The sequence below is a fragment of the Streptomyces sp. SD15 genome (genome assembly GCF_054462255.1).
The window spans coordinates 107978-134245 of the sequence record NZ_JBTLMO010000020.1 but is presented as its reverse complement, the minus strand read 5'-3'; the positions used below and the strand labels follow the sequence as shown (position 1 = coordinate 134245).

The following is a 26268-nucleotide window of genomic DNA, read 5'->3' as shown; positions in this document are numbered from 1 at the left end:
CCGCCGAGCCGCCGACCCGAGCCGCCGAGGCCATCCCTCGATGCCATCCCGAGGCCATTCCTCGAACAGTGCGGAGCCGTTGTGGTCGAACAGCGGGCCGCCGTTGCGGTCGGGAACTCCAAGATCCGGCCAACCGTTTGACTCTTCGACGGACAACGACGGGAGACAGCAATGGCAGGCTTCCTGGACCGCGCCAAGGAACAGGCGCAGCGAGGGCTCACGCAGGGCAAGCAGAAGCTCGACGAGGTGCAGGCCCAGCGCGCGGGCAGCGACCTCCTCAAAAGACTGGGCGCGGCGTACTACGCGGAGCGGCGCGGCAGCGGCTCCCCCGAGGCGACCCAACAGGCCCTTCACGCCTTGGAGAGTCACATCGCGACGAACGGGGACGCGTTCCTGCGTTCCTGAACCACACTCCTGAAACGCGCTGGTAGGAACACGCCCCCGCGCCCCCGACCGGTCTGACCGGATCAGCTCGCACACTGTGCGAACGACTGGGCCGGAGCCTCAGGTTCCGGGTAGAAGCCGCGGTACGAGACGGCCACGACCGGTGGCCGGCGTGCAGCGCGAAGGAGGCGGCCATGGCCCCACCCATGTCCGCGGGCAGATTCCTGGACCGACTCAGGGAGGAAGGCGTCACCGTCGTCGAGGTCGGCGACTGGGAGCATCACAACCGCAATCACAAGGGCCCATGGGGCCCGGTGTACGGCGTGATGATCCACCACACGGTGACCTCGGGCAGCGAGCACACCGTCGAGCTCTGCCGCGAGGGGCACACCAAGCTGCCCGGACCGCTGTGCCACGGCGTCATCACCAAGGACGGCGTGCTGCATCTCATCGGCTACGGCCGGGCCAACCACGCGGGCCTGGGCGACGACGAAGTCCTGCGCGCCGTGATCGCGGAGAAGGCGCTCCCGCGGGACAACGAGGCGAACACCGACGGCAACCGCCACTTCTACGGCTTCGAGTGCGAGAACCTCGGCAACGGCAAGGACCCTTGGCCCGAGGCCCAGCTGGAGACCGTCGCAAAGGTCGCGGCCGCGATCTGCCGCCACCACGGCTGGACGGAGCGCTCGGTCATCGGCCACCTCGAATGGCAGCCGGGCAAGGTCGATCCGCGCGGCTTCACGATGGCCTCGATGAGGGAACGCATCCGCGACCGCCTCAAGTGACGTACGGCCGGTCTCCGGGCGCCCGCGTCGCGGACAGGTGTCCGACAATAAGGGGGTGACCAGCCCCGACTTCCTCGATGTCCCCGACATCCCGGACACCCCCGAGGTTCCCGAAGCGCTCGACCTGACCGGTCTGCGGCCGCGACTGCCGTCGCCGTTGCGTCAGGTCACGGACGAGCGCTTCGCGCGTCACGGTGTCCGGCTGGTGCTCAAGCGGGACGATCTGATCCACCCGGAGCTGATCGGCAACAAGTGGCGCAAGCTGGCCCCGAATCTCCGCGCGGCGGCAGGCCGTACGGTCCTCACCTTCGGCGGCGCGTACTCGAACCATCTGCGCGCCACGGCCGCCGCGGGCCGACTGCTGGGCCTGCCCACGGTCGGTGTGGTCCGCGGCCAGGAGCTGGCCGGCCTCCCCCTCAACCCCTCACTGACCCGATGCGCGGCCGACGGCATGCGTCTGCACTTCATCGACAGATCGACCTACCGCCGCAAGACCGAGCCTCCGACCCTGGCCGCCATCCTGCGCGCCGCGCACGCCGAGGACGCGTATGTCGTCCCCGAGGGCGGCAGCAACTCCCTTGCCGTACGCGGCTGCCAGGAGCTCGGCGCGGAGCTGCGCGGGCACGCCGATGTCGTCGCCCTTGCCTGCGGCACCGGCGGCACCCTCGCCGGCCTGGCCGCCGGTCTCGCCCCCGACCAGCGCGCCCTGGGCATACCCGTCCTCAAGGGCGGCTTCCTGAGCGCCGACATAGGCGCCCTCCAGGAATCCGCGTTCGGCGGGCGCCGCGGCACCTGGTCCCTCGACGACCGCTTCCACTTCGGTGGGTACGCCCGCACCACCGCCGAACTCAACGCCTTCGCACAGGACTTCGAACAGGGCCATGGCCTGCCCGTCGAACGTCTCTATGTCGCCAAGATGCTGTACGGACTTGTCGCCCTGACGGAGGAGGGCGCGTTCGCACGCGACACGACGGTGGCGGCGGTGATCACCGGAGCACCCCTCCGGGAGGTCGCACACGGCACGGTGGAGGCATGAACGCAGATGACGGGAGCCTTCTGAGCGGGGCCCGCGCCGTGACCATGCTTCCCGCCCAGGGCCTGGACCGGGCGCGGCGCTTCTACGCCGAGCGGCTCGGCCTGGAGGCAGTCGAGGAACGGCCCGGTGGGCTGCTGTACCGGAGCGGAGGCGTGGGGTTCGTCCTGTTCCGATCGGCGGGGTCCTCTCCCGGCACCTTCACCCAGATGGCGTGGGAGGTCGACGACATCGAGACAGCCGTGTCGGAGCTCAGAGGCCGCAGCGTGGTCGTCGAGGAGGTGGAGCTGCCGGGGCTGCTGGGCGGTGGGCGGACGAAGGACGGGATCGTCGAGGTCGAGGGGAACCACCCGAGCACGGGCGCACGAGGTGCGCGCGGCGCCTGGTTCCGTGACAGCGAGGGGAACCTGCTCGCCCTCGACGCACCGGTCATGTGAGCGAAGCACCATGGCCCGACGGTCACGTCGCCTCCCGGTAGGCCGCCGCCTCCTCCAGGTCCAGTCGGCGCAGCAGCGTGCGCAGCATCTCGTCGTCGATGTACCGGAGGTCGCGTAGCTTCACGAAGACCTCGCGCTCGGCGCTGATCATCTCGCGGGACAGCCGCCGGTAGGTGTCGTCGGCGGTCTCGCCGGTCACGGGGTTGACGGCACCGAGCCGCTCCCAGACCGCGTTGCGGCGGCGCTCCAGGACCGTGCGCAGCCGGTCGGCGAGCGGCGGGGGCAGGGCGTTGCGTTCGTCGGCGAGAAGCTCGTCGAGGCGCTGTTCGGCGGCACGGGATGCCTGCGCCTGGGCGTTCGCCTCGGCGAGCGTCTCGGCCTGCGTGTCGCGCCCGGGCAGCTTCAGGAGGTGGATCAGCGGGGGCAGCGTCAGCCCCTGTACGACCAGGGTCCCGATCACCGTCGTGAAGGTCAGGAAGAGGATCAGATTGCGATCGGGAAAGCCTTCGCCGCCGCGCACGGTGAGCGGGATCGAGAAGGCGATGGCGAGCGAGACCACGCCTCGCATCCCGGCCCAGCTGATGATGAACGGCGCCTTCCAGGTGGGGTTCTCCTCGCGCTCCCGGATGCGCGACGACAGGATCCGCGGCAGGAAGATGGCGGGATACACCCACACGAACCGGGTGGCGACCACGACGAGGAAGACGGCCACGGCGTACCAGGCGGCGCTGGCAACGTCGTACTCGCCGAGGTCCTTGAGGACGACCGGCAGTTGCAGTCCGATCAGGGCGAACACCGCGGACTCCAGGATGAACGCGACCATCTTCCACACCGCCTCCTCCTGGAGCCGGGTCGCGAAGTCCACCTGCCAGGCCAGGTGTCCGAGGTAGAGCGCGACGACGACCACCGCAAGCACGCCGGAGGCGTGCACCTGCTCGGCGACCCCGTACGCCACGAAGGGGATCAGCAAGGAGAGGGTGTTTTGCAGCAGGGGTTCCTTCAGGTGGGTGCGCAGCCAGTGGAGGGGCACCATCAGGACGAGTCCGACGACCACACCGCCGACCGCCGCGACCAGGAACTCGCCGATGCCACCCGCCCAGGTCGCGCCCGCGCCGACCGCGGCGGCAAGGGCCACCTTGTAGGCGGTGATCGCGGTCGCGTCGTTCACCAGGGACTCGCCCTGCAGGATCGTGGTGATCCGCGAGGGCAGCCCCACCCGGCGGGCCACCGCCGTGGCCGCGACCGCGTCCGGCGGCGCCACCACCGCCCCGAGCACCAGCGCCGCGGTCAACGGCAGGCTCGGCACGAGCAGATAGACGGCCCAGCCGACGACCAGCGTCGCGAAGAGCACGTAGCCGACCGAGAGCAGCGCGACCGGCCGCAGTTGCGCCCGCAGATCGAGGTACGAGCTGTCACTGGCCGCCGTATACAGCAGCGGGGGCAGCAGCAGCGGGAGGACGATCTCGGGGTCGAGCTCGTACCCCGGCACGCCGGGAACGTAGGAGATCACCAGGCCCACGGCGACGAGCAGCAGCGGCGCCGGTACCGGCGTGCGGCGTGCGGCTCCGGCGACCGCCGCACTACCCGCGACCAGCAACAGCAGTGGCAAAATGTGCATCGTCTTCCGCCCGCCCTCGTTTTCGCGCGGCATCCCGCACACCCGACGTAACCTGGCAATCATGAAACAGTGCACGCACGCCGACGCGCTGCCGCACCCCGAACCCGAGCCGCTGAGCGAAACCTGCCTGGAGTGCCTGGCTGCCGGTACGCACCCGGTGCAGCTGCGGCTGTGCCTGGCATGCGGGCACCTCGGCTGCTGCGATTCCTCGCCGATGCGGCACGCGACGGAGCATTTCAAGGAGAGCGGCCACGCCGTGATGCGCACCTTCGAGATCGGTGAGAATTGGCGCTGGTGCTTCGTCGACCACGTGCTCGTATGACGGGTTGACGACATACTGATACGGCTCATGGATCACGTACGCGTGGGACCCTCGATCCGGACGGTTCGACCGTCTGACGCCTGGGTACGTCAACCCGGCGCGCGCTCTTCCGAATTGGGGCCGCAAGCCCCTAGCCACTGTCCGTACTCATGGGCTTACTATGAGTGACAGCGGGGGGTGGGGTCCCCAGGACAGGAAACTTGGGAGCGCGGTAGCGTCACCGCTGAACCACATAGCGCGTTACCCCGGGGGGCGACCCTCGGCCCCGAAAGAGCTCGAAGAGCTTGTACCACCTTGGAGGTGAGGGTGTCCCAGATCGCAGGCGAGCCCGCGACGAAGGACTTCGTCGAAGTCCGGCTGCCGGCCGCGGGTGCCTACCTGTCGGTACTGCGTACGGCCACGGCCGGCCTCGCAGCCCGTTTGGACTTCACCCTCGACGAGATCGAGGACCTGCGCATCGCGGTGGACGAGGCCTGCGCGATCCTGTTGCAGCAGGCCGTCCCCGGCTCGGTGCTCAGCTGTGTCTTCCGGCTCATCGACGACTCGCTCGAGGTGACGGTCTCAGCCCCGACCACGGACGGTCACGCTCCGTCACGGGACACCTTCGCCTGGACCGTCCTCTCGGCCCTCGCGGGCAAGGTCGACTCCACCGTCGCCGAGGACAAGACCGTTTCGATCAGCCTCTACAAACAGCGCGGCGCGGGACCCGGGCCGGCGTGAGGAACGGGGACGGGCCGGTGCGGGACGAAGAGCGCGGCACACGGGAGCTGCCCGCCGGGCGTGTCGACGACCTCGGCGGGCCGCAGCGCGTGGTGGAGGGCGTCGACGGCATCCCCGAGCAGGCCCGGCCGCACCCGCAGGACGGTGCGGCGTCCAGAGAGACGGCGTCGGTCGACGAGGACGAGCAGGAGCAGCTCCCCGGCCAGGACGACGGGCAACGGGATCCGGAGGGTGCCGCGCGGAGCACGTCCTCGGAAGGGCGGCGGCTGGTGACGGGCGGGACTATGAGCGAGCACGAGCAACACGACAAGCCAGAGGTGCAGGGCGTGCAGGGCGCGCAGAGCGTGCAGGGCGCGCAGCACGGGCCGAGTGCCCAGTACGTCCGGCACGACCCGCAGGACCGCAGCGGAGCGCGGGCGATGTTCATCGAGCTGCGCAAGCTGAAGGAGGGCAGCGCCGAGTACGCGGAGCTGCGCAACCAGCTGGTCCGCATGCACCTCCCGCTCGTCGAGCACCTCGCGCGCCGCTTCCGCAACCGCGGTGAGCCGCTGGACGACCTCACCCAGGTCGCCACCATCGGCCTGATCAAGTCGGTCGACCGGTTCGACCCGGAGCGCGGCGTCGAGTTCTCGACGTACGCGACCCCGACGGTCGTCGGCGAGATCAAGCGGCACTTCCGCGACAAGGGCTGGGCGGTCCGGGTGCCGCGCCGACTGCAGGAGCTGCGCCTGTCGCTCACCACGGCGACGGCCGAGCTGTCCCAGCAGCACGGCCGCTCCCCCACGGTCCACGAGCTGGCCGAGAAGCTGGCCATCTCGGAGGAGGAGGTCCTGGAGGGTCTGGAGTCCGCCAACGCGTACTCCACGCTGTCCCTGGACGTCCCGGACACGGACGACGAGTCCCCGGCCGTCGCGGACACGCTGGGCGCCGAGGACGAGGCGCTGGAGGGCGTCGAGTACCGGGAATCGCTGAAGCCGCTGCTAGAAGACCTTCCCCCGCGCGAGAAGCGCATCCTGCTGCTGCGTTTCTTCGGCAACATGACGCAGTCGCAGATCGCGCAGGAGGTCGGCATCTCCCAGATGCACGTCTCCCGCCTGCTGGCGCGCACACTCGCCCAGCTCCGCGAGAAGCTGCTGGTGGAGGAGTAGCACGACCTCGCGACCTCGTTCGTGGCCTCGCGACGCGGGATCCACAGCCACGGACAGGTCGGCGCGACACGAGGGACAGCCGGCGCCATGGCCGTCGGCGCGCGGAAGGCGCCAGAGCGCGTGCCAGTCCGGTTCGGCCCGGGTTCAGTCCGGATTCAAGTCCGGATTCAGTCCGGATTCAGTCCGGATTCAGTCCGGTTCGGTTCAGTCCTGTTCGGTTCAGCCAGGTTCTCGGCGCGCATGGCCGCGGATGTCGACCGCGCCGACGTGGGCTGCGACCGCGGAGCCGTTCACGACACAGGGTGCGCCGACGTGCCGACGAATCTCGGTGTGGACGGCCACGACCTCGAACGCGCCCGCGCGGACTGCACCCACCGGTGCTACTTCGGTTCCTGTGCGCCGCCTGGGCCCCGGATGCCCAGCGCCCGCGTCGTCGCGGGGTTCATGAGCAGCGCGAGCGCCACGACCGCGACGATTGCCAGGGCGATGCCTCCGGGGATGGCGATGCTGTCGGCCTGGAGCAGGTTGTAGGCGACGGGCAGGGCCATGATCTGGGTGATGACGGCGGGGCCCCGGCTCCAGCTGCGGCGCAGCAGCAGGCCGCGGGCGGCCAGCAGGGGCAGCAGCGCGAGCACGATCAGCGTCACGCCCCCGGTGACGGCCTGCTGCCGGTCGTCGGGGTCGCCCGCCAGTCCCTGTACGAGTATGTAGGCGCCCCCCGCGGCCAGGGCGAGCCCCTCCAGCGCGGCCAGCGCCGCCGCGGCGGTCAGCCGCCCGGGGCGGGGCTCCGCGGTGGGGGTGTCGGGGGTGGGGGTCTGCTCAGCACTCACCCCTGAAGGGTAGCCCTCGGCCACCGGCGCACCGCCGGAGCCTGACCGCTCGCTTCGCGCCTCCCGAGACCTCCCCCGGGTCTCCCCGTGTCGAGGGTCACGCCCGGAACTCTTACCTGATCCTCATCTCGGCCTGGGACGAGTACCACTCGGTAGGTACGCTGCTTCGCATGCGCGCACTTCTCGTGGTCAATCCGGCAGCAACCACCACAAGTGCGCGCACGCGTGACGTGTTGATCCACGCACTGGCGAGCGAGATGAAGCTCGACGCGGTCACCACCGAGTACCGCGGGCACGCCCGGGACCTCGGCCGGCAGGCCGCCGAGAGCAAGGACATCGAGCTGGTGGTCGCCCTCGGCGGCGACGGCACCGTCAACGAAGTCGTGAACGGCCTGCTGCACCACGGCCCCGACCTGGAGCGCCTGCCTCGCCTCGCCGTGGTCCCCGGCGGCTCCACCAACGTCTTCGCCCGCGCGCTGGGCCTGCCCAACGACGCGGTGGAGGCCACCGGCGCCCTCCTGGACGCGCTGCGCGAGGAACGAGAGCGCACGGTCGGCCTGGGTCTCGCCGCGGGTACCCCCGGCACCGAGGACGAGGCGGTGCCGTCCCGCTGGTTCACGTTCTGCGCGGGGCTCGGCTTCGACGCCGGGGTGATCGGCCGGGTCGAGCAGCAGCGCGAGCGCGGCAAGCGCTCCACTCATGCGCTGTATTTGCGCCAAGCGGCACGTCAGTTTTTGGACGAACCTCACCGCAGACAGGGAAAGATCACGCTGGAGCGGCCCGGCCAGGACCCGATCACCGATCTCGTTCTGTCCATAGTCTGTAACACGTCGCCGTGGACGTTTCTCGGCAATCGTCCGGTGTACGCGTCCCCTAAGGCTTCGTTCGATACCGGGCTCGACGTACTCGGCCTCAGCCGCATGTCGACGGCCGCGGTTGCCCGGTATGCCACCCAGTTGCTCACTTCGTCCCCCGAGCGCGGCCCCCACGGCAAGCACGCCACCTCCCTGCACGACTTGACCGACTTCACCTTGCATTCGAAGGTGCCACTGCCCCTCCAGATGGACGGTGACCACCTCGGACTGCGCACGAGCGTGACGTTCACAGGCGTTCGCCGTGCACTGCGTGTGATTGTGTGAGCGGAAGCGGCCAAAGTCCTTTCACTCGAACGTTTAGACCAGGGTCCACCCCATGGAAGTACGGCTGTGACCTAGTCGACACCGAGGAATCAAAAAAAACTTTCCGGAAGGGGTTGTATCCGCCGCTGAGGTTTGCGAGTCTCTACGTGGCGATCGGGACGGCCCGCAGCATCGGCCCCACAGAGAGCCAGAACCCCTCCTCAAATCACAGGACCACGTCAGGGAAACCTGGCAGTCGGCCCTTCACTTGTTGAGGGATTCGTGAAAGCGTTCACATTCACAAGCAACGTGCATGTAATACCAAGGAGAGGTAGCAGCCATGGACTGGCGTCACAACGCCGTTTGCCGCGAGGAAGACCCCGAGCTCTTCTTCCCCATCGGCAACACCGGTCCTGCGCTGCTGCAGATCGAGGAAGCCAAGGCCGTCTGCCGCCGCTGCCCCGTTATGGAGCAGTGCCTGCAGTGGGCGCTTGAGTCCGGCCAGGACTCCGGCGTCTGGGGTGGCCTCAGCGAGGACGAGCGCCGTGCGATGAAGCGCCGCGCCGCCCGCAACCGGGCCCGTCAGGCATCCGCCTGACACCCCACCCCGCACGAGCCTGAGCTTGGCGGCGCGTACAGCGAGTACGCATCTCCCGCCCCCGAGCCGCAGCGCGCAGTACCCCCGATGCGCATAGCAACGTAAGCAGTGGCCCCGGACCGAAATTGGTCCGGGGCCACTGTCATGCGCCACGGACTGCTTGACGCGGACTACTTATGGGCCGGCACCGGGATGTCCAGGATGACCTGCGTGCCGCGCTCCGGCGCCGCGACCATGTCGAACGTACCCCCCAACTCCCCCTCCACCAGGGTCCGTACGATCTGCAGGCCGAGGTTGCCCGAGCGGTGCGGGTCGAAGCCCTCCGGGAGACCGACCCCGTCGTCCTGGACGGTGACCAGCAGGCGGGTGTCCTTGGTGGTGCCGCCGCGGACCGCCGAGACCTCGACGGTGCCCCGGTCGCCCTCGCGGAAGCCGTGCTCCAGCGCGTTCTGCAGAATCTCGGTGAGGACCATGGACAGCGGGGTGGCGACCTCGGCGTCCAGAATCCCGAAGCGGCCGGTGCGGCGCCCGGTGACCTTGCCGGGCGAGATCTCGGCGACCATCGCGAGCACACGGTCGGCGATCTCGTCGAACTCCACTCGCTCGTCCAGGTTCTGAGACAGCGTCTCATGCACGATCGCGATCGAACCGACCCGGCGTACAGCCTCCTCCAGGGCCTCACGGCCGCGCTCCGACTCGATGCGCCGGGCCTGGAGCCGCAGCAGGGCCGCCACCGTCTGGAGATTGTTCTTCACCCGGTGATGGATCTCCCGGATGGTCGCGTCCTTGGTGATCAACTCGCGCTCGCGGCGTCGCAGTTCGGTGACGTCGCGCAGGAGTACGAGTGAACCGACGCGAGTGCCCTTGGGCTTGAGCGGAATCGCGCGCAGCTGGATCACCCCGTCACCGCTCTCGATCTCGAACTCGCGGGGCGCCCAGCCGCTGGCCACCTTCGCCAGTGCCTCGTCGACCGGACCTCGGGACGGCGCGAGTTCGGCGGTGGTCACACCGAGGTTGTGGCCCACCAGGTCGGCGGCCAGCCCCAGGCGGTGGTACGCCGACAGCGCGTTCGGAGAGGCGTACTGGACCGTGCCGTCCGCGTCGAGGCGGATCAGCCCGTCTCCCACACGCGGCGAGGCGTCCATGTCGACCTGCTGGTCGGGGAACGGGAAGGTGCCCGCCGCGATCATCTGGGCAAGGTCGGATGCGCTCTGGAGGTACGTCAGCTCCAGCCGGCTCGGCGTACGCACGGTGAGGAGGTTGGTGTTGCGGGCGATCACTCCCAGGACGCGCCCCTCCCTGCGTACGGGGATGGACTCGACCCGTACCGGGACCTCCTCCCGCCACTCCGGATCGCCCTCGCGCACGATCCGGCCCTCGTCGAGCGCGGCGTCCAGCAGGGGCCGGCGGCCGCGCGGGACGAGGTGGCCGACCATGTCGTCCTGATACGAGGTCGGGCCGGTGTTGGGCCGCATCTGAGCCACGGACACATAGCGGGTGCCGTCGCGCGTGGGGACCCACAGCACCAGGTCGGCGAAGGAGAGGTCGGAGAGCAACTGCCACTCCGAGACCAGCAGATGCAGCCACTCGAGATCGGAGTCACCGAGGGCGGTGTGCTGGCGTACGAGGTCGTTCATGGAGGGCACATGTGCGAGCGTACCCGGCGTATATGACAGCCCCCGAAATCAGCCACCTGCGCGGGCCCGGAAACACCCGCGGGCCGCGGCGCCTGGGAGGGACCCTCAGCCCTCCCGGCACCGCAGCCCGGAGCAGCAACGGCCGCGGGGTGTGCGGTCCCGGTCGGCCGAAGGAGAGGACCCGGAGCAGTCAGGGCAGAGAGCGCCGGTTCCTCGGTCCGCCTTCCTGTGCGGGGAAGACGGAGGCTTGTTCAGTTGATGCCGCTTTACCTATGCATTGTGGACTAGACCACGTGGGCGCGTCCATGCGTCGGTAGATGCGTGTTGTTGTCTCTTTATCGAACTTCCCACAGCATCCACCATGCAGACTAGCCCGCTTCAACCCCCGTCGGGGGCCGGATCGGCCCATGAGCGGGGGCGAACGGGGTGGGGAGCGGCCGCCGATGCCGCAGCCGTGATCACGGCCGGGATCATGGCCGGAGTCACGACCGGGGCCAGATCGCCATCGCGAGTTCGGCGACGGCCTCCAGCTCCTCCTTGGTGGCTCCGTCGCGGGCCTGTTGGGACATTCCCTGGATCATCGCGCCGGTATGCCGGGCGAGGGCCGCGGCATCGGTGTCCGCGGGCAGTTCGCCCGCGGCGATGCCCGCGCTTATCCGGCTCTCGAAGTCGGCGATCGTGGCATTGCGTCGCGCCCGCAGGGACTCCTCCACCTCGGGCGTCGTGCAGTTGATGGCCGCGTGGATGACCAGACAGCCGTGCGGATGGTGCGGGTCGGTGTACTCGGCCGCCGCCTCGCGGAGCATCCGTTCCACCGCGCCGCGGACCGTGGGTTCCTCGGCCAGGGCGCGGTCACCGAAGGAGCCGTACGTCGTGCCGTACACGCGGACGGCCTCCTCGAAGAGCGTCTGCTTGTCGCCGAACGCCGCGTACAAGCTCGGGGCACCGATGCCCATGACACGGGTGAGGTCGGAGACGGAGGTCGCCTCGTAGCCGTGCTCCCAGAAGGCGAGGATCGCCTTCTCCAGCGCGGTCTCGCGATCGAAGGAGCGGGGGCGGCCGCGCTGCTTGGCTCTACTCTCCGGCTCGGCCTGCTGCCTGTTCACCATGGGGTGGATTTTATAGCGGGTGCTAGAGAAATGTCGGCGGGTTGCTGTACGGTTTTTCTGTATCGACCGCTAGGGAAATGCGAAAGGGGCGCCGACATGGGCGTACTCACGGGCAGGACGGCACTCGTCACCGGTGGCGGCAGGGGCATCGGGCGGGGCATCGCCGGGCGGGGCGGGCGGGACGGCGCCCGGGTGGCCGTGCACTACGGCAGCAATGAGGCGGCGGCGAAGGAGACGGTCGCCGCGATCGAGGCGGCCGGCGGCTCGGCCTTCGCCATCGGGGTGGAGCTGGGGCAGCCGGGTGACGCGGCGAGACTGTGGGAGGCATTCGACCGGCGGGCGGACGGGCTGGACATATGGGCGTTCGGCCACCTGACGCGGTCAGGCCATGCGGGCGCGGAGGCGGCGCAGCATGCGCGGGTCCTCGAAGCCGACTGAGCGGGCGGCGGCGTCGATCGTCGCGCCGTGGCTGATGAAGTGTTGGGCGCGTTCGAGGCGGAGAGTCTGCTGGTAGCGCAGTGGGGTGAGTCCGGTGGCACGACTGAAGAGGCGGGTGAGGGTGCGTTCGCTCACGCCGACGGCCGCGGCCAGGGTGGGCAGGGGGAGTGCTTGGTCGAAGCGGGCGTCGATGAGGTCCTGGGCGCGGTGCACGGTGTCGTCGAGGTGGGACCGATGCCGGAGCATCGCACTGGCCTGCGGTTCATGGCCGTTGCGGCGAGCGTAGACGACCATTTCCCGGGCCACTTGGGCGGCGACGGCCGGGCCGTGCCGGGTCGCGACCAGGTGCAGTGCCAGGTCGATGCCGCTGGCGATACCGGCCGAGGTGATCACCCGGTCGTCGGCGGTGAACAGGACGTCGCGGACGACCACCGCTCCGGGGTGGCGTCGGGCCAGCTCCTCCTGCACGTCGTGGTGGGTGGTGCATTGGCGGCCGTCGAGCAGGCCGGCCTGGCCGAGCGCCTCGGCTCCGGCGCAGACGCTGGCCACCGTCCCGCCCCTGGCGTGGTGGTCCCGGAGGACCTGGAGGGAGGCGGCGCCGATGGCGGGGCCGTCGCCCAGGGGGTCTGTCCGCCAGCCGGGCACCACGATCAGATCCTCGGGCCCGAGCTCGGGCCAGTCGAGCCCGGCCACCAGCGGCAGCCCCTGGGCGGTGGAGACCTGTGGCTGCTCGGCGACGTAGGCGAGCGTGTAGGGGTGCCCGAAGTCGGCGGCCGTGGAGAAGACCTGTGCGGGCCCGGCCAGGTCCAGCAAGTGGATTCCGGGCACCAGGAAGAAGACGATGCGGCTCACGATTCGGTCATCATGCATGAAGTCCTGCTGCGGCCTCCAGCTGGTCGATCGTCGCGATGGTGGCGAAGCGTCCGGCGAGGGCGTACTCCGTGCGCCTGATGACCTCTTCGGTAGGCAGCGTGCGGGGGTCGGCCAACAGATCGGCGACGCTCTGGTCGGCGGGAGCGTCGCGGTGGGGAATGGGATTGGTCGCGGTCGCGTCGGTGACAAAGGTGACCTGGTAGCCGAGGTCGGCGGCGACGCGGGTGGTCGTCTCCACGCATTGCTCGGTGCGGATGCCGCACACGGTGAGCTCGCGGATACCGCGCGCGGTGAGGAGTTGCTGCAGGTTGGTGGTGGTGAAGGCGTTGTGCGAAGTCTTGTGGATCAGCGGCTCCCCCTCCGCTCGCTCCAGTTCCTCCATCAGCCGGACATGGCCGAGGGCCGGGTCGAAGACATCGCCGCTGCCGGGCTCGGAGTGCAGTACCCACACCACCAGGTCCCCGGCCTGGCGGGAGAGCCGGACCAGGCGGTTCACCTGGTCGGCGATCTTCAGGTCGGAGGTGGTTTCCCACAGCGGACGGGCGCGGAAGGACTCCTGGACATCAATGACGATCAGTGCTCGGGTCATGTCCTCAAGCCTGAGCCGTGCGGGCGGGGCGGCGACAGGCCACATCGGGTCTGCCGGCGGACCGATCCGGTCATCAGGAGGTCAGGCAGTTGAGCGACCAAGGCGTCCGCCGGCAGGTCGTCGGACGCGGGAGAGAAGAGGAGGGAGGGGCGGAAGTTCGTAGTCGTATGGCCCTGTGGGACCTTTGCCGCGGGGCCGCCGCCCCCCGTGGGCGGCATGGGGCACCGGCGCGACCGGATGGTAAGGGCTCTGCTAGATTGGTCTATACCACATGTGTCCCCTTTCGGGTTCCAATTGAGTCCCCTCTCCAGATCGGCAGGCCCAGCGTGGAAGTTGTCATCGTCCCGGACGCCAAGGCGGGCGGCGAGCTGATAGCCGAGGCCATGGCGGAGCTGCTGCGGCACAAGCCCGAGGCACTGCTCGGCGTGGCCACGGGCTCGACCCCGCTGCCCATTTACGAGGCGCTGGCCGCGAAGGTGAGCTCCGGTGCCGTGGACGCCTCGCGGGCCCGGATCGCGCAGCTCGACGAGTACGTGGGGCTGCCGGCCGAGCATCCCGAGTCGTACCGTTCGGTGCTGCGGCGCGAGGTGCTTGAGCCGCTGGGGCTGAGCATGGACGCGTTCATGGGACCGGACGGCACCGCCGAGGACGTGCGGGCCGCGTGCGAGGCGTACGACAAGGCGCTGGCCTCGGCCGGTGGGGTCGACCTCCAGTTGCTCGGGATCGGGACGGACGGGCACATCGGGTTCAACGAGCCGTGCTCCTCACTCGCCTCGCGGACCCGGATCAAGACGCTGACCCAGCAGACCCGGGTCGACAACGCGCGGTTCTTCGAGGGCGACATCGAGCAGGTGCCGCACCACGTCATCACGCAGGGCATCGGCACGATCCTGGAGGCGCGGCATCTCGTGCTGCTCGCCACGGGTGAGGGCAAGGCGGACGCGGTGGCCGCCACCGTCGAGGGACCGGTGGCGGCGGTCTGCCCGGCGTCCGCCCTCCAACTCCATCCGCACGCCACGGTCGTCGTGGACGAGGCGGCGGCGGCCAAGCTGAAGTTCGCGGACTACTTCCGCCACACGTTCGCGAACAAGCCGGACTGGCAGGGAATCTAGCCGCACGGACACGATCACGAAGGCCGGCAGAAACACAGAAGCGTGCCGGTGCCGGGGCTCCCGCTGGGGCCCCGGCACCGGCGTCTTCGTCTTCGTCTTCGTCTTCGTCTTCGTCTTCGGGTGATTACTCCCCCGCGATGACCTCCGCCGCCGCGCGACCGCACACCCTCGCCGCGCCGTGCGTCGCGATGTGCAGGGCGCCCCTCGGCGGAGCCTGCGGTACGCCCATCTCGACCACGATCGTGTCGGGGCGGGAGGTCAGGAGGGTGTCCAGGGCCGTCGCCATCCAGGGATGACGATGTTCGTCCCGGACGACGGCGACGATGCGAAGGGAGCCCGCCGCAGCGAGGGCCGCGGCGCCCACGTCCTCGCCGGAGTCGTCGCCCGCGTCATCGCCCGCGAAGGTGCCCGTCTGCGTGCCGGGCAGGAGGTGGGCCAGTTCGGCCGCGACACCCCAGGGGGTCTGGTCGCCGACGGCGATGTTCGCGACGGGGGCGAGGACTGCGACGTAGGGAGCCTCGGTGAGCGGGGCGTACGGCGCGGTGGGGGTGAGCGTGAGTGCCCGCCGGGCGGCGATCAGTCCGATCTCGGCGACACCGTTCGGGCCGGTTGCGGGGCGCGTAGTCCGTGCGGCCGTGGCGGCCGTCCAGGCGGCCAGCGCCCGCACGCGCGCCGCCGCGTCCGCGAGGCGTTCCTCGGGGAGTTCCCCCGCGCGGACCGCGGAGACGAGGGCGTCGCGCAGCCGCCGTACCGTCTCGTCGTCCGCCAGTCCTCCGCCCACACAGATCGCGTCCGCGCCGGCCGCGATGGCGAGGACGCTTCCCCGCTCGATGCCGTACGTAGCGGCGATGGCCTGCATCTCCATGCCGTCGGTGACGATGAGGCCGTCATAGCGGAGTTCCTCGCGCAGCAGGCCGGTGAGGACGCGGCGGGAGAGGGTGGCCGGGCGGTCGGGGTCCAGGGCCGGGACGAGGATGTGGGCGCTCATCACGGCGCGCGTACCCGCGGCGATCGCGGCCCGGAACGGGGCGAGTTCACGGGACTGGAGCACCGAGGGCGCGGCGTCGATGCGCGGCATCGCGTGGTGGGAGTCGACCGCCGTGTCGCCGTGCCCGGGGAAGTGCTTGGTGCAGGCGGCGACGCCCGCGGACTGCAGGCCGGTGACATAAGCGGCGGTGTGCCGGGCCACCAGGTCGGGGTCGGCGCCGAAGGACCGTACGCCGATGACCGGGTTGTCCGGGTTCGAGTTCACGTCCGCGGACGGGGCCCAGTTGAGGTTCACCCCGCAGGCCGCGAGACGGTGGCCGAGTGCCGAGGCCACCTCCCTGGTCAGTTCGACGTCGTCCACCGCGCCCAGCGCGTGGTTGCCGGGGTAGGAGGAGCCGGTGCGGACCTCCAGGCGGGTGACATCGCCGCTCTCCTCGTCGATGGCGACCAGGACGTCGTCCCGCTCCGCGCGCAACTGGGCCGTCAGGGCCGTCAGTTGGTCCGGCGAGGCGATGTTGCGGCCGAACAGGCCGACCGAGGCCAGGCCTTCGCCGAGGCGGCGGAGCAGCCAGTCGGGGGCGGTGGTTCCCGTGAAGCCGGGCTGGAGGACGGTGAGCGCGTCGCGTGTCAGCCCGTCTTCCGCCGAATTGGACGCGGTGGAACCGCTGGCGAGTGTCGTCATCGGGTGGCGTTATCCCTTCACAGCGCCCGCGGTCAGTCCCGCGGCCATCTTGCGCTGGACGATGAGGAACAGGACGACGATCGGCACGGCCATCATCGTGGAACCGGCCATCATCGGTGCGTATTCGGTGCCGTGCTGGGTGGTGAAGTTGCCCAGCCAGACGGTGGCGGTCTGGTTCTTCTGGCTCAGCAGCATCAGGGCGTAGAGGTACTCGTTCCAGGCCTGGATGAAACCGTAGACCGAGGTGGCGACCAGGCCGGGGGCGAGGAGCGGGAAGACCACCCGCATGAAGGCGCCCGTGCGCGAGCAGCCGTCGACCATGGCCGCCTCCTCCAGTTCCTTCGGGATGTTGACGATGAAGCCGCGCAGCGTCCACACCGTGAAGGGGAGGATGAAGGTCAGGTACGTGATGATCAGACCGGAGAGCTTGTCGTACTGGTTCAGGTCGTTGAGCAGCAGGAACACCGGAATGATCATGGCGACCAGCGGGACCATCTGGACCGCCAGAATGCCGACGATCACGATCTTGCGGCCGCGGAAGGCGAAGCGGGAGATGGCCAGGGCGGCCAGCATGCCGACGACGACCCCGATCACGACCACCGCCGCAGAAACGATCAGGCTGCGACCCACCGGGCCCCAGAAGTCCGCGATGTCCAGCGCACGGCGGAAGTTGCCGAGCGTCAGTCCGGTGGGGAACAGGCTCGGATCCGGGTCGATGGCGTCCTTCGCCGGTTTGAACGCCGTGTTCAGCATCCAGTAGACGGGGAAGCCCGCGGTGACGAAGACGAGCAGGCCGAGAAGGTTCCAGCCGAGCTTGGACTTCCTGCGCGCCTGAGGGGCGAGCGTGCTCATTCGACCTCTCCGATCTTCAGCATCTGCCGCATGTACACGGCGACCACACCCAGCAGCAACAGCACGGTGAGCAGGGCGATCGCCGATCCCTGCCCGTAGTCGTTGACCACGAACGCGCGGTCGTACGAGTACGTGGTGAGCAGCTGGAACTCGGCCTCGGGATGGCCGCCCCGCATCACGAAGACCTGCGGGAACACGCCCATGTCCCAGATCACGGAGAGCGTCGTGAGCATCACGATGATCGGCTTCAGGATCGGCAGCGTGACGTAACGGAAGACACCCCAGGCGCCCGCGCCGTCGAGGCGGGCCGCCTCCTCCAACTCCTTCGGGACCTGCGTGAGACCGGCACTCAAAGTGATCACGACGAAGGGCACGGCCCCCCACACCACCAGGAGCATGATCACGGCCAGCCCCTGCGGCCCGCTGGCGAACCAGTTGTGGCCGACCATGTCGACGCCCGGCAGCTTGCTGAGCAGCGCGTTGAAGACGCCGTAGTCCGAGTCGAAGAGCCACTTGAAGACCGTGGTGGCCACGATGATCGGCATGCCCCAGCTGGCCACCAGCACGATGTTGATGAGCGCCTTCACCCAGCCCGAGACCCGCTGGAGGAGCAGCGCGATCAGCATGCCGATGACCATCGTGAAGACGACGGCTCCGGCGGCGAAGACGATCGTGCGGACCACGACGGCCCAGAACTCGCTGTCGCCCAGCACCTTCTCGAAGTTGTCGAGGCCGACCGACTCGGCCGGCTGGAAGCCCCACAGCTGGGACTGCCCGAACTTCTGGAAGGAGAGGGTGACCAGCCGGACGAGGGGATAGCCCAAAACCAGCGCGAGGATCAGCAGACAGGGGGCGAGCAGGGCCCAGGGCACGGCCGTCCCGCCGGAGGCCCGCCCTCTGCGTGGCCTGTCCGGAGCGGCCGATGGTGGTGGTGGCGACGGCCGCGTCGGCGGCACTTTGGCAGTGGTCGTATCAGCGGCACTCATCCGCGCGCTCCTCAGCGGTCCCTCAGGTCGTACGAAGGCGAAGCCCCGTACGGCCAGGTCGTACGGGAGTCCCCCGCGCCCCCCGACCAGGCCGTACGGAAAGCAGGGCCCCGCCGGCAACGGGGCCCTGTCTCAGATCACTTGGTGTTGATCACCTTGTCGATCGCGGCGTCCGCTTCCTTCGCGGCGGCCTCGACCGACTTCTTGCCGGTGCCGATGCTCTGCAGCATCGTCTGCAGGACCTGGGCCTTCTCGACCTGGCCCCAGCCCGGTGCCATCGGCACGAACCAGTTGCTCTCGGCCGCGGTGGCCTGGACCACGGTCGCCGGGTCGTTCTTCAGCGTGGCGAGGTCGGTCTTGTTGTTGGGCAGGTTGCCCTTGGCCATCAGACCCTTCTGGCCCGTGGCGCCCGTGAAGGCGTTGATCCACTCACCGGCGAGGGCCTGCGCCTTGGACTTCACGGGGATCGCGAGGTCGGAGCCGCCGAGGAAGACGGGGAGGTTCTTGCCGGACGGGCCGGGCATCACGAAGTTCTCGAGGTTGCCCTTGAGCTTGCCGGTCTTGTCGTTCTCCGGGGCCTCGGAGGTCGCACCCTCCCAGGCGGCGCCGAAGATCATGGCGGCCTTGCCCTGGCCGTAGACGATGTAGCGGTCGGACTCGTCCTTGGTCTTGTCGCCGTGCATGTAGGTGTCGACGACGTTCTTGAACGCCTCGAGCCCCTTGATGGACTCGGGCGAGGAGAGGTTGGCCTTCCACTGGCCGCCCGACTCGACCGCGATCGAGCCACCGGCGTCGTAGACGAAGGACATGGCCGCGTACCAGTCGCGGGTGGGCTGGTACCAGGCGCTGAACTTGTCGCCCTCCTTCTTCTGGATCTTGTCCAGGGCGGAGGTGAGCTCCTTGTACGTCTTCGGAGCCGACTTGACGCCGACCGAAGCGGCCAGATCCTTGCGCCAGTTGCCGACGCGGCCACCGGCGTAGTACGGCACGCCGTAGGTCTTGCCCTCGTAGGTGACGGAGGTCTTGAGGCCGTCCAGCCACACGTCCGAGTTCTCGTACTTCGACGCGTCGACGGGGGCGAAGGCGCCCTTGACCATGTAGCCGAGCATCTCGCTGTTGCCCATCTCGACCACGTCGGGAGCCTTGTCGGTGGCGAGGACGGCGTCGAGCTTGGTGTTCTTGTCCGGCCAGCCGTAGTACTCGTGGTTGATCTTGACGCCCGGGTGCTTCGCCTTCACGGCGGCGTCGGCGGCCTTGACCAGTTCGGGCCAGTTGTTCTGCGCGTCCACGGTGAGCCAGACGGTCAGCTCCTTGGCGTCCGCGCCCTTGTCCGACCCCCCGGAGTTGTTGTCACTGTCCCCGCACGCCGCGATGGAGACCATCATGCCCGCGATACCGATCGCGGCTATCAGCTTGCGCTTCACGCCACCCTCCTCAGGGATGCCACAAACCCCCCTGCCTCCCCGCGGTGAGCATCAACGCACGTACCGCCCATGGGGCCGGGACTGGACCAATGGTGTAGACCAGTAGGGGGGAGCTTGGCCTAGACCTAGAGGGGTGTCAAGGGTGTGCAAGCCCGCCCGGACGTCCGTTACGCGACCTAAATATGCAAGGACCTTTAAGTAGGTAAGTGGCATAACCGGCACGACCTTTCACCGGTCTCACACGGCCCGGGCACGCACCCTCCCCCGAGCCATGGACTAGACCAAAAGGAACGCCGACGGTATATAGAGGGGATCACGGAGCGTGCGGGGGGACACTCGCACAAGAAGCCGTGCCACGATGTGAGCCGTGACCGATGGTGATGTCGGTCGCTTCGGCATCCGGAGCCGGGAAGGCAGAGTATGAGCACCGACGTCGGCAGTGCGGAGAACGAGGGTGGGGCACCCATCCGTACCGCGCGCGTGCCCAAGTACTACCGCCTCAAGAAGCACCTGCTCGACATGACGGAGACGCTGCCGCCGGGCACACCGGTCCCGCCCGAGCGCACCCTCGCCGCCGAGTTCGACACCTCGCGCACCACCGTGCGCCAGGCCCTCCAGGAGCTGGTCGTCGAGGGCCGCCTCGAACGCATCCAGGGCAAGGGCACCTTCGTCGCCAAACCGAAGGTCTCCCAGGCGCTCCAACTCACCTCGTACACCGAGGACATGCGCGCCCAGGGTCTCGAACCCACCTCGCAGCTCCTGGACATCGGCTACATCACCGCCGACGACACCCTCGCCGGGCTGCTCGACATCTCGTCCGGCGGCCGGGTACTGCGTATCGAACGACTGCGTCTCGCGAGCGGCGAGCCGATGGCCATCGAGACGACCCACCTGTCCGCGAAGCGCTTCCCCGCCCTGCGCAGGTCGCTCGTCAAGTACACCTCGCTCTACACCGCGCTCGCCGAGGTGTACGACGTCCATCTCGCCGAGGCCGAGGAGACCATCGAGACGTCGCTGGCCACCCCGCGCGAGGCCGGCCTGCTCGGCACCGATGTCGGGCTGCCCATGTTGATGCTCTCCCGCCACTCGCTGGACCGGCAGGGCGAGCCGGTGGAGTGGGTGCGGTCGGTGTACCGGGGAGACCGGTACAAGTTCGTGGCACGGCTGAAGCGGCCGCAGGAGTAACCACGGTCAAGCGGCCGCAGGAATAAGCCACTTGAGGTAGTGCACGTGGTGTAGCGCTCCTCCTCTTCCTGCTCTACCGTCCTCCCCTCACTCATGGACGGGAGGACGACCCGTGCGCACTGAAAGCCCTGAGACGGCATCACCTCGCAAGGCAGCTCCCCGCACCATCGTCATCTGGACCCTCGTCGCACTGGTGGGCGCAGCCGGCTGGTCCGTACTCGCGCTCTCACGGGGCGAGAACGTGTCGGCCGCCTGGATGGTCGCCGCCGCCCTCGGCTCGTACGCCATCGCCTACCGCTTCTACGCGAAGTTCATCGTGCACAAGGTGCTCAAGGTCGACAAGACCCGGGCCACCCCGGCGGAGCGGCTGAACAACGGCATCGACTTCCATCCGACCGACCGGCGCGTGCTGCTCGGCCACCACTTCGCAGCGATCGCGGGCGCGGGCCCCCTGGTCGGGCCGGTACTGGCCGCACAGATGGGCTACCTGCCCGGCACCATCTGGATCATCGTCGGAGTGATCTTCGCGGGCGCGGTCCAGGACATGGTGGTCCTGTTCTTCTCGACCCGCCGGGACGGACGCTCGCTCGGACAGATGGCCCGCGAGGAGATCGGTCCGTTCGGCGGCGCCGCCGCGCTGCTGGCCGCCTTCGCCATCATGATCATCCTGCTCGGGGTGCTCGCGCTGGTCATCGTCAACGCCCTGGCGGCCTCGCCCTGGGGCACCTTCTCCATCGGGATGACCATCCCGATCGCCCTGCTGATGGGCTTCTACCTGCGGGTACTGCGGCCGGGACGGGTCACCGAGGTCTCGCTGATCGGCGTCGCACTGCTGCTGCTCGCCCTGATCGCGGGCCGCTGGGTCGCCGAGTCGTCATGGGCCGACACCTTCACCCTCGCCCCCTCCACCCTGGTCGTCTGGCTGGTGGCGTACGGCTTCATCGCCTCCATCCTGCCGGTGTGGATGCTTCTCGCACCCCGCGACTACCTCTCCACGTTCATGAAGATCGGCACGATCGTGCTGCTCGCGCTGGGCGTCGTCATCGCGCTGCCGACGCTGAAGATGGACGCGGTGACGGACTTCGCCTCTCGCGGCAACGGGCCGGTCTTCGCGGGCTCGCTCTTCCCGTTCGTCTTCATCACCATCGCCTGCGGCGCCCTGTCCGGTTTCCACTCGCTCATATCGAGCGGGACGACGCCCAAGATGATCCAGAAGGAGACCCAGGTCCGGATGATCGGGTACGGCTCCATGCTGATGGAGTCGGCGGTCGCGATCATGGCATTGGTCGCGGCCTGCGTCATCGACCCGGGGCTGTACTTCGCGATGAACGCGCCCGCCGGGGTCATCGGGACCACCGTCGAGTCGGCCTCCCAGGCGGTCGCGAACTTCGGGTACACCATCTCCCCCGCGGACCTCGCGAAAGCCGCGCAACAGGTCGAGGAGCAGACCCTCCTCTCCCGCACCGGCGGCGCGCCCACCCTCGCCGTCGGGGTCTCGGAGATCTTCTCCCAGGTGACCGGCGGGAGTCTGCGGGCGTTCTGGTATCACTTCGCGATCATGTTCGAGGCGCTGTTCATCCTGACCGCGCTGGACGCGGGCACACGCGTGGGCCGGTTCATGCTCCAGGACATGCTCGGGAACGTCTACCGGCCGTTCAAGAACGTGAGCTGGAAGCCGGGCCTGGTCATCACCAGCGCCGTCGTGACGGGCCTGTGGGGCTACTTCCTCTGGGTCGGCGTCCACGAACCGCTCGGCGGCATCAACCAGCTGTTCCCGATCTTCGGCATCTCCAACCAGCTGCTCGCGGCGGTCGCGCTGGCCGTCTGCACGACCTTGCTGGTGAAGTCCGGACGCCTCAAGTGGGCCTGGATCACCGGGATTCCGCTGATCTGGGACGCCACGGTGACGCTGACGGCCAGCTATCAGAAGGTGTTCTCCAGCGATCCGCGGGTCGGCTTCTTCAAGCAGCGGTCGGTCTACCAGGACGGCATCGACGCCGGAAAAGTCCTGCCGCCCGCCAAGAACATGGACGACATGCACACCGTCGTCACCAACTCCACGGTGGACGGCGTCCTTTCGGCAGCCCTCGCCGTCCTCGTCGTCGTCGTGATCGTGGACGCGGCCAGGATCTGCGTCCGGCACATACGCCGCCCCGCCCTGTCCACGCTGAGCGAGGCACCCTACGTGGAGTCGAAGATCGTCGCTCCGGCCGGGCTGATCCCGACCAAGGAGGAGAAGGAGGAGGGGGAGCGGGATGCGGTCGGTACTGCGCAGGGCGGTTAGCGGAGTGCGGTGGTACGTACGCGAATTGACCGATGAGTCCGCGTACGACCGCTATGTAGCGCATCTCCGTAGGGGCCATCCGGGCGCTTGCGTGCCGTCCCGGCGCGAATTCGAGCGGATGCGCACGGACCGCCAGGAGAAGGACCCGCGAGAGGGGTTCCGCTGCTGCTGACTACACGAATCCGCTGCTGACGGCACGAATCCGCCCCCGACCGCACGAAAGCGCTGCCCCTAGGACCGATATACGGACGAGGGGTTCCGCTTGTGTGTGACGTCGCCTAGATTGCCTGCGCGTTACGCAGGTGATCACAAGCGATCACAGGTGCCCAGTGAGGGGACGGAGCCGCCGAATGTCAGATGTGCCCGAAGTGAAGCCACCGGTGGTGACACCGGTCCGCGTCGTGATCGTCCTGTGTCTGTTCGCCCCCTTCGTGGCGATGCTGTGGGTCGGCTCGTACGCCAAGACGGACCCCACCTTCATCGGCATCCCGTTCTTCTACTGGTACCAGATGCTGTGGGTGCTCGTATCCACGGCGCTCACGGTGATCGCGTACCAGCTGTGGCAGCGTGACCAGCGCGCCCGCACCACTCCGAAGGGCGGTCCCGAAGCATGAACGACGGCGTGAACGGCGTCGCACTCGCCGTCTTCATCTTCTTCTTCCTGGCCGTCACGGTCATGGGCTTCCTGGCCGCGCGCTGGCGCAAGGCCGACGACGAGCACAGCCTCGACGAATGGGGCCTGGGCGGACGGTCGTTCGGCACCTGGGTCACCTGGTTCCTGCTCGGCGGTGACCTCTACACGGCGTACACCTTCGTCGCCGTACCGGCCGCCATCTACGCGGCGGGCGCGGCCGGCTTCTTCGCCGTGCCGTACACGATCCTGGTCTATCCCCTGATCTTCACCTTCCTGCCCCGCCTGTGGTCGGTCTCGCACAAGCACGGATACGTGACGACCTCGGACTTCGTGCGCGGGCGCTTCGGCTCGAAGGGCCTGTCGCTGGCGGTCGCCGTGACCGGCATCCTCGCCACGATGCCGTACATCGCGCTCCAGCTGGTCGGCATCCAGGCCGTCCTGGACGTGATGGGCGTCGGCGGCGGCGAGGGGACGAACTGGTTCATCAAGGACCTGCCGCTGCTCATCGCCTTCGGAGTGCTGGCCGCGTACACGTATTCGTCGGGCCTGCGGGCCCCCGCCCTCATCGCCTTCGTGAAGGACACGCTGATCTACATCGTCATCGCGGTGGCGATCATCTACATCCCGATCAAGCTGGGCGGCTTCGACGAGATCTTCAAGGCGGCGAACGACAAGTACACGGCGGCCGGCGCGGGCGGGGTCGTCCCCGCCGAGGCCGGGCAATGGACCTACGCCACCCTCGCGCTCGGCTCCGCGCTCGCGCTGTTCATGTACCCGCACTCGATCACGGCGACGCTCTCCAGCCGCAGCCGCGAGGTGATCCGCCGCAACACCACGATCCTCCCTCTGTACTCGCTGATGCTGGGCCTGCTCGCCCTGCTCGGGTTCATGGCGATCGCGGCCGGGGTGAAGGTCACCAACGGCCAGCTCGCCATCCCGCAGCTCTTCGAGAACATGTTCCCGGACTGGTTCGCGGGCGTGGCCTTCGCGGCCATCGGCATCGGCGCGCTGGTCCCGGCCGCCATCATGTCCATCGCGGCCGCGAACCTTTTCACCCGCAACATCTACAAGGACTTCATCAAGCCGGACGCCACCCCGCAGCAGGAGACCAAGGTCTCCAAGCTGGTCTCCCTGCTGGTGAAGGTGGGCGCGCTGGCCTTCGTCCTCACCATGGACAAGACGGTCGCCATCAACTTCCAGCTCCTGGGCGGCATCTGGATCCTGCAGACCTTCCCGGCCCTGGTCGGCGGCCTGTTCACGCGCTGGTTCCACCGCTGGGCGCTGCTCGCGGGCTGGGCGGTCGGCATGCTCTACGGCACGCTCGCCGCGTACGGCGTCGCGTCCCCGACCCAGAAGCACTTCGGCGGCAGCTCGAAGGAGATCCCCGGCATCGGGGAGATCGGTTACATCGGCCTGACGGCGTTCGTGCTGAATGTGATCGTGACCGTCGTCCTCACCTTCGCCCTGCGTGCCTTCAAGGCCCCTGACGGCGTCGACGAGACGTCTCCGGAGGACTACACGGCGGACGCGGGGGAGCCGGGCGTCGCGGTGGAGCTGCCGCCGGCCACGGCGGGCGCGGCTCACTAGCCACCGGGTGCGGATGCGGGTAGGGGCGGCGGGGGCGGATTTTCGCCCCCGCCGCCCCTACCCGTCCCATCCCTGGGGGCTGCCGCCCCCAGACCCCCGCTTCGGCCTGAACGGCCTCGTCCTCAAACGCCGGACGGGCTAAAGGATTGCGGCACACTGCACGGCATGGACATCGTCATCAGGCGGGCCCGGCCCGAGGAGTACGAGCGCGTCGGCGAGATCACCGCGCAGGCCTATCTCGGTGACGGACTGCTCGACTTCGGCGAGAGCGACGGGTACCTCGGGCAGCTGCGCGACGTCGCGCAGCGGGCCGCGGCGGCCGAGGTGCTGGTCGCCACGGAGCGGGACCAGGTGTGGGGCGGCGTGACCTTCGTCCCGGCCGGCGGACCCATGGCCGACATCGCCCGGCCCGGCGAGGCCGAGATCCGTATGCTCGCCGTCGCGCCGGAAGCCCGCCGCCGAGGCGTCGGCGAGGCCCTCGTACGCGCCTGTGTCGACCGCGCACGCGCCATCGAAGGCTGCGGACGCGTCGTGCTCTCCACCCAGCGCACCATGCACACGGCCCACCGCATCTACGCGCGCCTCGGCTTCACCCGTACCCCCGAGCGCGACTGGAACCCCATCCCGCACCTCGACGACCTCCTCCTGATCACCTACGAGTTGACGCTCCAGCACACTCCGTAGCCCCCTCTGAGGCCGCCGTGACACAACATGTGGGGGTGCTCCCGCGACCCGGCACTAGATGTATGCTCGTGCTCGCTGTCGTCGCAGGGGAATCCGGTGCGAATCCGGAACTGTCCCGCAACGGTGTACTTGTGCGCATACGTATGTATTCGCGTACGAGTTTCAGTCCGAGGACCTGTCGACAGCGCGCCCCGGCCACCCGGCCCGGGCGC

The 26268-nt window shown here is 69.0% G+C and carries 27 protein-coding genes, 1 pseudogene and 1 riboswitch; of the genes and pseudogenes, 17 read left to right on the top strand and 11 right to left on the bottom strand.

From position 1 onward, the window contains the following. The first annotated feature begins 171 nt into the window (after positions 1-171). From ACX28W_RS21450 to ACX28W_RS21435, 4 genes are all read left to right on the top strand, one after another. Positions 172-405, top strand: coding sequence for a hypothetical protein (locus tag ACX28W_RS21450; protein ID WP_362082559.1), 234 nt, complete (start codon positions 172-174; stop codon positions 403-405). A gap of 173 nt (positions 406-578) precedes the next feature. Further along, complete coding sequence (locus ACX28W_RS21445) at positions 579-1169, top strand: N-acetylmuramoyl-L-alanine amidase (protein ID WP_459000614.1); 591 nt, start codon at positions 579-581, stop codon at positions 1167-1169. 88 nt (positions 1170-1257) lie between these two features. Next, the gene (locus tag ACX28W_RS21440) at positions 1258-2205 is read left to right on the top strand and encodes a 1-aminocyclopropane-1-carboxylate deaminase/D-cysteine desulfhydrase (RefSeq protein ID WP_459000643.1); all 948 of its coding nucleotides are present in this window, start codon (positions 1258-1260) and stop codon (positions 2203-2205) included. Then, a complete protein-coding gene (locus tag ACX28W_RS21435) occupies positions 2202-2639 on the top strand; it encodes a VOC family protein (RefSeq protein WP_459000613.1) in 438 nt (145 codons plus the stop codon). Before ACX28W_RS21440 ends, ACX28W_RS21435 begins: the two co-directional genes overlap by 4 nt. A 22-nt stretch (positions 2640-2661) precedes the next feature. Here ACX28W_RS21435 and ACX28W_RS21430 read toward each other — a convergent pair whose 3' ends face one another. Then, positions 2662-4257 carry a Na+/H+ antiporter gene (locus ACX28W_RS21430; RefSeq protein ID WP_459000612.1) on the bottom strand — a complete coding sequence of 532 codons (1596 nt, stop codon included), beginning with the start codon at positions 4255-4257 and terminating at the stop codon, positions 2662-2664. 61 nt (positions 4258-4318) lie between these two features. Here ACX28W_RS21430 and ACX28W_RS21425 point away from each other — a divergent pair, with 61 nt between their 5' ends. The 3 genes from ACX28W_RS21425 (at position 4319) to ACX28W_RS21415 (ending at position 6447) form a co-directional block, all read left to right on the top strand. Next, positions 4319-4579: a UBP-type zinc finger domain-containing protein gene (locus ACX28W_RS21425; RefSeq protein WP_459000611.1), complete on the top strand. Its 261-nt coding sequence runs from the start codon at positions 4319-4321 to the stop codon at positions 4577-4579. Between the two features lie 306 nt (positions 4580-4885). After that, the gene (locus ACX28W_RS21420) at positions 4886-5299 is read left to right on the top strand and encodes an ATP-binding protein (RefSeq protein WP_054228129.1); all 414 of its coding nucleotides are present in this window, start codon (positions 4886-4888) and stop codon (positions 5297-5299) included. Next, positions 5296-6447, top strand: coding sequence for an RNA polymerase sigma factor SigF (locus ACX28W_RS21415; protein ID WP_459000610.1), 1152 nt, complete (start codon positions 5296-5298; stop codon positions 6445-6447). Before ACX28W_RS21420 ends, ACX28W_RS21415 begins: the two co-directional genes overlap by 4 nt. 219 nt (positions 6448-6666) lie before the next feature. On the opposite strand, the gene ACX28W_RS21410 is transcribed toward ACX28W_RS21415, so the two are convergent. Together ACX28W_RS21410 and ACX28W_RS21405 are read right to left on the bottom strand one after the other, a co-directional pair. Further along, positions 6667-6822 (bottom strand): hypothetical protein, encoded by a 156-nt coding sequence (locus ACX28W_RS21410; protein ID WP_459000609.1) that lies wholly within the window; start codon positions 6820-6822, stop codon positions 6667-6669. 5 nt (positions 6823-6827) lie between these two features. Continuing rightward, complete coding sequence (locus ACX28W_RS21405; protein WP_459000608.1) at positions 6828-7277, bottom strand: hypothetical protein; 450 nt, start codon at positions 7275-7277, stop codon at positions 6828-6830. Between the two features lie 170 nt (positions 7278-7447). Here ACX28W_RS21405 and ACX28W_RS21400 point away from each other — a divergent pair, with 170 nt between their 5' ends. Further along, entirely contained in the window at positions 7448-8416 is a 969-nt protein-coding gene (locus ACX28W_RS21400) for a diacylglycerol/lipid kinase family protein (RefSeq protein WP_459000607.1), read from the top strand. Between the two features lie 319 nt (positions 8417-8735). After that, positions 8736-8993: a WhiB family transcriptional regulator gene (locus tag ACX28W_RS21395; protein ID WP_016639615.1), complete on the top strand. Its 258-nt coding sequence runs from the start codon at positions 8736-8738 to the stop codon at positions 8991-8993. Positions 8994-9163: 170 nt separating this feature from the next. On the opposite strand, the gene ACX28W_RS21390 is transcribed toward ACX28W_RS21395, so the two are convergent. Together ACX28W_RS21390 and ACX28W_RS21385 are read right to left on the bottom strand one after the other, a co-directional pair. Continuing rightward, positions 9164-10630: a sensor histidine kinase gene (locus ACX28W_RS21390; protein ID WP_459000642.1), complete on the bottom strand. Its 1467-nt coding sequence runs from the start codon at positions 10628-10630 to the stop codon at positions 9164-9166. Positions 10631-11112: 482 nt separating this feature from the next. Further along, positions 11113-11739 carry a TetR/AcrR family transcriptional regulator gene (locus ACX28W_RS21385; protein ID WP_459000606.1) on the bottom strand — a complete coding sequence of 209 codons (627 nt, stop codon included), beginning with the start codon at positions 11737-11739 and terminating at the stop codon, positions 11113-11115. A 96-nt stretch (positions 11740-11835) separates the two neighbouring features. Here ACX28W_RS21385 and ACX28W_RS21380 point away from each other — a divergent pair. Continuing rightward, a pseudogene (locus ACX28W_RS21380) lies at positions 11836-12096 on the top strand (SDR family NAD(P)-dependent oxidoreductase); the annotation flags it as partial. 24 nt (positions 12097-12120) lie between these two features. On the opposite strand, the gene ACX28W_RS21375 reads toward ACX28W_RS21380, so the two are convergent. Beyond that, positions 12121-13047, bottom strand: coding sequence for a GlxA family transcriptional regulator (locus ACX28W_RS21375; RefSeq protein WP_459000605.1), 927 nt, complete (start codon positions 13045-13047; stop codon positions 12121-12123). After that, entirely contained in the window at positions 13040-13639 is a 600-nt protein-coding gene (locus tag ACX28W_RS21370; protein WP_459000604.1) for an isochorismatase family protein, read from the bottom strand. Before ACX28W_RS21370 ends, ACX28W_RS21375 begins: the two co-directional genes overlap by 8 nt. Before the next feature lie 326 nt (positions 13640-13965). Between ACX28W_RS21370 and nagB the strand changes: the two genes are divergently transcribed. Beyond that, entirely contained in the window at positions 13966-14751 is a 786-nt protein-coding gene (gene nagB / locus ACX28W_RS21365) for a glucosamine-6-phosphate deaminase (RefSeq protein ID WP_459000603.1), read from the top strand. A 124-nt stretch (positions 14752-14875) separates the two neighbouring features. Here nagB and ACX28W_RS21360 read toward each other — a convergent pair whose 3' ends face one another. The 4 genes from ACX28W_RS21360 to ACX28W_RS21345 form a co-directional block, all read right to left on the bottom strand. Then, positions 14876-16420 carry a glycoside hydrolase family 3 protein gene (locus tag ACX28W_RS21360; protein ID WP_459000602.1) on the bottom strand — a complete coding sequence of 515 codons (1545 nt, stop codon included), beginning with the start codon at positions 16418-16420 and terminating at the stop codon, positions 14876-14878. A 9-nt stretch (positions 16421-16429) separates the two neighbouring features. Then, positions 16430-17272, bottom strand: coding sequence for a carbohydrate ABC transporter permease (locus ACX28W_RS21355; RefSeq protein ID WP_459000601.1), 843 nt, complete (start codon positions 17270-17272; stop codon positions 16430-16432). After that, complete coding sequence (locus ACX28W_RS21350; RefSeq protein WP_459000600.1) at positions 17269-18258, bottom strand: carbohydrate ABC transporter permease; 990 nt, start codon at positions 18256-18258, stop codon at positions 17269-17271. The genes ACX28W_RS21355 and ACX28W_RS21350 overlap by 4 nt, the downstream gene beginning before the upstream one ends. 137 nt (positions 18259-18395) lie before the next feature. Further along, positions 18396-19682 (bottom strand): extracellular solute-binding protein, encoded by a 1287-nt coding sequence (locus tag ACX28W_RS21345; RefSeq protein ID WP_459000599.1) that lies wholly within the window; start codon positions 19680-19682, stop codon positions 18396-18398. A gap of 420 nt (positions 19683-20102) precedes the next feature. On the opposite strand from ACX28W_RS21345, the gene ACX28W_RS21340 reads away from it, so the two are divergent. The 6 genes from ACX28W_RS21340 (at position 20103) to ACX28W_RS21315 (ending at position 26056) form a co-directional block, all read left to right on the top strand. Then, the gene (locus tag ACX28W_RS21340; RefSeq protein ID WP_459000598.1) at positions 20103-20867 is read left to right on the top strand and encodes a GntR family transcriptional regulator; all 765 of its coding nucleotides are present in this window, start codon (positions 20103-20105) and stop codon (positions 20865-20867) included. A gap of 112 nt (positions 20868-20979) precedes the next feature. After that, positions 20980-23151: a carbon starvation CstA family protein gene (locus ACX28W_RS21335; protein WP_459000596.1), complete on the top strand. Its 2172-nt coding sequence runs from the start codon at positions 20980-20982 to the stop codon at positions 23149-23151. Further along, positions 23123-23323 carry a YbdD/YjiX family protein gene (locus tag ACX28W_RS21330; RefSeq protein ID WP_459000595.1) on the top strand — a complete coding sequence of 67 codons (201 nt, stop codon included), beginning with the start codon at positions 23123-23125 and terminating at the stop codon, positions 23321-23323. The genes ACX28W_RS21335 and ACX28W_RS21330 overlap by 29 nt, the downstream gene beginning before the upstream one ends. A 178-nt stretch (positions 23324-23501) precedes the next feature. Further along, entirely contained in the window at positions 23502-23765 is a 264-nt protein-coding gene (locus ACX28W_RS21325) for a DUF3311 domain-containing protein (RefSeq protein ID WP_459000594.1), read from the top strand. Beyond that, the gene (gene mctP / locus ACX28W_RS21320) at positions 23762-25372 is read left to right on the top strand and encodes a monocarboxylate uptake permease MctP (protein ID WP_459000593.1); all 1611 of its coding nucleotides are present in this window, start codon (positions 23762-23764) and stop codon (positions 25370-25372) included. Before ACX28W_RS21325 ends, mctP begins: the two co-directional genes overlap by 4 nt. A 165-nt stretch (positions 25373-25537) precedes the next feature. Beyond that, complete coding sequence (locus tag ACX28W_RS21315) at positions 25538-26056, top strand: GNAT family N-acetyltransferase (RefSeq protein ID WP_459000591.1); 519 nt, start codon at positions 25538-25540, stop codon at positions 26054-26056. A gap of 62 nt (positions 26057-26118) precedes the next feature. Further along, positions 26119-26253, top strand: a riboswitch (cobalamin riboswitch). Positions 26254-26268 lie beyond the last annotated feature (15 nt).